The 4303-nt window shown below is 62.4% G+C and carries 4 protein-coding genes and 1 pseudogene; 1 reads left to right on the forward strand and 4 read right to left on the reverse strand.

The genetic code is table 11. The annotated features are described in order from the left end of the window. Positions 1 to 9: 9 nt before the first annotated feature. The 4 genes and pseudogenes from rfaE2 to Q0C48_RS01385 all read right to left on the reverse strand — a co-directional run bounded on the left by rfaE2 (position 10) and on the right by Q0C48_RS01385 (position 3296). On the reverse strand, positions 10 to 471 hold the full coding sequence (gene rfaE2 / locus Q0C48_RS14595) for a D-glycero-beta-D-manno-heptose 1-phosphate adenylyltransferase (protein WP_366936975.1): 462 nt from the start codon (positions 469 to 471) through the stop codon (positions 10 to 12). Positions 472 to 519: 48 nt separating this feature from the next. Next, positions 520 to 1086 (reverse strand): annotated as a pseudogene (locus Q0C48_RS14600) (SIS domain-containing protein); the annotation flags it as partial. Beyond that, complete coding sequence (locus tag Q0C48_RS01380) at positions 1083 to 1448, reverse strand: YraN family protein (RefSeq protein ID WP_291520809.1); 366 nt, start codon at positions 1446 to 1448, stop codon at positions 1083 to 1085. The gene Q0C48_RS01380 and the pseudogene Q0C48_RS14600, both read right to left, overlap by 4 nt. Positions 1449 to 1451: 3 nt before the next feature. Next, positions 1452 to 3296: a penicillin-binding protein activator gene (locus tag Q0C48_RS01385; protein ID WP_291520811.1), complete on the reverse strand. Its 1845-nt coding sequence runs from the start codon at positions 3294 to 3296 to the stop codon at positions 1452 to 1454. Positions 3297 to 3365: 69 nt separating this feature from the next. On the opposite strand from Q0C48_RS01385, the gene rsmI reads away from it, so the two are divergent. Further along, positions 3366 to 4241, forward strand: a complete 876-nt coding sequence (rsmI, locus tag Q0C48_RS01390) for a 16S rRNA (cytidine(1402)-2'-O)-methyltransferase (RefSeq protein ID WP_291520812.1) — start codon at positions 3366 to 3368, stop codon at positions 4239 to 4241. The last annotated feature ends 62 nt before the right edge of the window (positions 4242 to 4303 follow it).

The following is a 4303-nucleotide window of genomic DNA, read 5'->3' on the forward strand; positions in this document are numbered from 1 at the left end:
TGCTGACGTTCATGGTTGGCTCCCCCGGATTTTTTGTAAGAGGGCGGTGGTGCTGCGCTCGTGGCGAAAAGGAATGCTAAGCACCCGGCCGCCTCTGGCCTGCACCCAATCGGCGCCGACGATGCGGTCTATCGGCCAGTCGCCACCCTTGATCAGCACGTCGGGTTGGAGATGCTGGATGAGTTTCAGCGGGGTATCGTCGTCAAACACCGTGACGAAATCCACCGCCTGTAATCCGGCGAGCACCGCCATGCGGTCCTCCTCACTGTTGACCGGGCGATCCGCACCTTTGCCGAGGCGGCGCACCGAGGCATCACTGTTGACGCCCACCACCAGGCAGGCGCCTTCGGCGCAGGCTTCGGCGAGATACTGCACATGGCCCCGATGCAACACATCAAAGACGCCGTTGGTAAAGACGAGGGGGCGCCGGAAGGCGCAGGCCGCACGCAACGCCTCCCGGTCGCGGAGCACCTGACCTGTGCGCAACGCGGGCGCGGGAGGGTTGTCCGTAAAACTGGCGTCGACACCATTGCAGAGGGCATGGATGAGGACGAGGTGGACTTCCTGAATGCGCGCTGTGTTCTGCTCCGGCACGCGCAATTCAATGTCCGCAGGGCGCAGCAGTGGCGCCAGTTGTCCGCCTCCCCTGCCCGTAAGGGCCAGCACCCACATGCCGCGCTGCTGGGCGGTATGGATAGCGGCGAGGACGTTGGCGGAGTTGCCCGAAGTGCTGAAAGCGACCAGGCAGTCACCCGGACGACCCAGCGCCTCAATCTGTCGGGCGAAAATCTGTTCGTAGCAGGCATCATTGGCGATGGCCGTGACCACGCTGCTGTCGGTACTGAGGGCGATAGCGGGCAGGGCGCGGCGCGCCGTCTCAAAGCGGTTGACCAGTTCCGAGGCCAGGTGCTGGGCATCGCCGGAAGAACCGCCATTGCCGCAACTAAGCACCTGCCCGCCAGCTTGCAAGGTGGCAATCAGACGCTGGCTGGCCTGTGCAAAAGGCACTGCCAGTACCGCCGCCGATCTTTCTTTGCAGGCGATGCCGGCGCGGAAGGCGGAATTCATCCAGTCAGTGACGGTCATGGGCTGGGTACTCTAAAGGCATCACGAATCCAGTCTGCCGGGGCGTCACCGTCGAGGGCGATGACATCAAAGCGGCAGGGCCGTAACCCGTGCTGAGGGTTACGCAAAAGAAAGTACTCCGCGGCGCGGATCAGCCGCCTTTGCTTGCGACCGGTGACACTGGCCGCCGCACCCCCCTGCCGGTCGTGGGCGCGCTGGCGCACCTCCACGAAGACCAGGGTATCGCCATCGAGGGTGATGATGTCAATTTCTCCCATCCGGCAGCGATAGTTGCGTGTCAGAGGATGAAGCCCCTGCGCGGCGAGCAGGGCGACGGCGCTGTCTTCACCCTGCTGACCTAAATTCTGGCGTGGTGACGGCATGATTCAGGTGCCCGGCTTGGGCACTCCCGGCAAAGGCACGATTTGGCCATTCTCCACTTCCATCCATTCCATGTCACGCATGATCTGGTTATCGGCAGCGAAGTGGAGGATGCCCGTGGTACCGTTCAGGCTACCCGTCATGTCTTTAGCCAGAACGCGCTCCGCCATCCGGTAGGCATCCAGCCCGAAGGCCGCCATGCGCCACTGGGCATCACTGGCGTTGGGCAGGGTGGTGCGCAGCAGAGGCGCTGCTGGCGGCCAGCTTTGCCCAGGGCTGATGATCCACGGCATATCGACGGACTCAATGCCAGAGAGCCTCTGCGCATCGCCGGGCAAGGCGGCGCCGTGCAGCAACGCCGGGCTGAAAATAGGCACAGTGCTATTGATCAGGCGGATAGAGGTAACGGCAGCACTGGCGTTTTTCGCATCGGTAATCAGAAAGACAAAGCTGCGTTGCCCGGGCGGTATACTCAACAGTTGTCGCGCGTTATCCGCCAGAGAGCGTCCCGGCAGATAGGTGGTGACACCGCCGACCGTACCGCCGAGCTTCTTCCAGACCGCGATAAAGTCTGCCTGAATGGCGGCGCCACTGGAGTCCTGCGGATAAAGCACATAGGCACGACGGTAACCCGCCCCATAGCTCTGGGCGGCAATTTGCCGGGCGGCGACGTCACGGCTCAGGCTCAGGGTATAGAGCCCCGGCTGCTGCACACCGGGCGCCGTGCCGAGCGCAATGACCGGCGGATCGCTGGGTTTCCTGACGGCGGCTACGGCGTTGATATCCTGGGGCAGCCAGGGGCCGACGAAGACCTTGCAGCCCTCTTTTACCCCGCGTTCAAAGAGTACGGCGGTGTAACTGGGGTTGCCGGTGGTCCGCAGGACGCGCACCGCAGGACCGGATTGTAATTGCGCTGCGGTGGCCATCCCGGCGGTGATGGCTTGGGAGAGGGGCGCATAGGGCCCGCTGGAGGGTAACAAGGCGCATATACTCCCGAGCGCCGGGCTGAGAGCAGAAGTGTCGGTGGTGGTCGCGGTGTTGTCCGCGAAGTTTATGGGCGGGTGCCCAGGATGTGCCGCCAGCCAGGCACTAATCGCTGCCTGTCGCTGTTGCGGATCGGGATACTGCCGGGTGATCAGGGCGACAGCGATCCACTCCTGCACCAGGGGGTTGCCGCTGCGTCCCTGCCAATTCTGCAGTTTCGCAGCCGACTGCAAGTCGAGAAGGGCATGAATGCGGCGATGATTCTCTGCAACCTCATTACTACCCAGAAGGCTGTCCCGTTCGATCAGGAAATTCAGTGCGGTGAGCTCGTGACCTTCCTGCGTGTAGAGCGTGGCCAGAGTACCCATGGCCTGAGCGCGTACATCCTGAGGTGTGCTGGCGATGGTCAGCAGTTCTTCGAGATTGCCCTTGGCACTGGGGGTTTGCCCTTGATCCATGAGCCCCTGAGCGCGGATCCAAAGCGCCGCCCCGCGCAATTCGGCGTTGTTATGCTGCAAACGCAGCACTTCATTAGCCAGTAATATCGCAACTTGCGGTTTTTGTCCCTTTAGGGAGGCTTGTGCGGCTTCCATCAGGTAATTGAGTTGGGTTTGTCCCCGTGCCTCGGCGGCCGCGTGGATGTAGTCCCTGGCCGCCTCCAACTCGTGCCCGTCGGCCATGAGTTGGTCGGCATGTTGCGCCGTTGATGTTTCAGGGACGCTTGTCGTCGTTTCGGCAGGCGCAGGCGCTGGACTCGACGAGAGTGGCGTCTTATGTGGCATACTCGCGCAAGCACTAAGGCCCGTGGCCAGGGCCAGGGTCATCAGCAGGCGCAAAGAGGCCTTCAGGGCTGGGCGGGGTGTCATGAGCAGAGTGTATGGAGAAAGGAGAAGGTATTCAATGACTGAAACACGACCTCAGTCGGGAGTAGGGTGATGGATAGCCTTACAGAACCGGCGGCAGGCGTCGCCGGCCAATTAACCATCATTGCCACCCCCATCGGTAACCTCGATGATCTTTCATTGCGTGCGCAACGGGCGATTAGCAGTGCCGCCCTGATTCTGGTGGAAGATCGCCGTCATGCCCAGCGCCTCTTTCAGCATCTGGGTGTGCGGCCCAAAACGCTGGCACTGCACGAGCATAACGAGAGGGCGCTTGCCCCGCAGATTGCCCAGCGTATCGCCGCTGGGGAGCATATTGCCCTGCTGTCAGATGCGGGGATGCCGCTGATTTCTGACCCTGGATTTCCGTTGCTGGCCCTCCTCCGGGAGCGGCAATTACCGGTGACGATTATTCCCGGGCCTAACGCCGCGTTGGCCGCGTTGGCGCTGTCCGGCCTGCCCAGTGATCGCTTCAGCTTCGAGGGCTTTCTGCCTGCTAAGGCGGGGGCGCGGCGGGCCCGGCTACAGGCCCTGCAGCGGGAGGCGCGCAGCATGATTTTTTATGAGGCACCGCACCGGATCGGCGAGACCTTGGCGGATATGGCTGAATTATGGGGTCCAGATCGCGGGGCAGCGCTGTGCCGGGAGTTGACCAAGATGTATGAGGAGTGCTTGCGGGACAGTCTGGGTGGGCTGGTAGCGCTGCTGCAGGCGCATCCGGACAAAGTGCGCGGCGAGATGACGCTGGTGGTGGCGGGGGCACCGGAGCAAACTCAGGAAGTAACCGATGCCGACCAGTTGCTCAGCCCGCTGCTCGCTGAATTGCCGCTGGCCCAGGCCGTGCGTATCGCTGCGAATCAGAGTGGCATGGCCCATCGTTTTCTCTATGCACGTGCGTTGGTCTTGACTTCTGATCAAGGCCCCGCTTAAATACGGCCTCTTGGCCCAGGTAGCTCAGTCGGTAGAGCAGAGGACTGAAAATCCTCGTGTCG

Source organism: Acidithiobacillus sp., assembly GCF_023255755.1.
In the GTDB taxonomy this organism is placed as follows: domain Bacteria; phylum Pseudomonadota; class Gammaproteobacteria; order Acidithiobacillales; family Acidithiobacillaceae; genus Acidithiobacillus.

Excerpts from the sequence above, each read along its gene's own strand:
- Q0C48_RS01380 (WP_291520809.1), bottom strand. The coding sequence starts at position 1,448 with ATGCCGTCACCACGCCAGAATTTAGGTCAGCAGGGTGAAGACAGCGCC.
- Q0C48_RS01385 (WP_291520811.1), bottom strand. The coding sequence starts at position 3,296 with ATGACACCCCGCCCAGCCCTGAAGGCCTCTTTGCGCCTGCTGATGACC.
- rsmI (WP_291520812.1), top strand. The coding sequence starts at position 3,366 with ATGGATAGCCTTACAGAACCGGCGGCAGGCGTCGCCGGCCAATTAACC.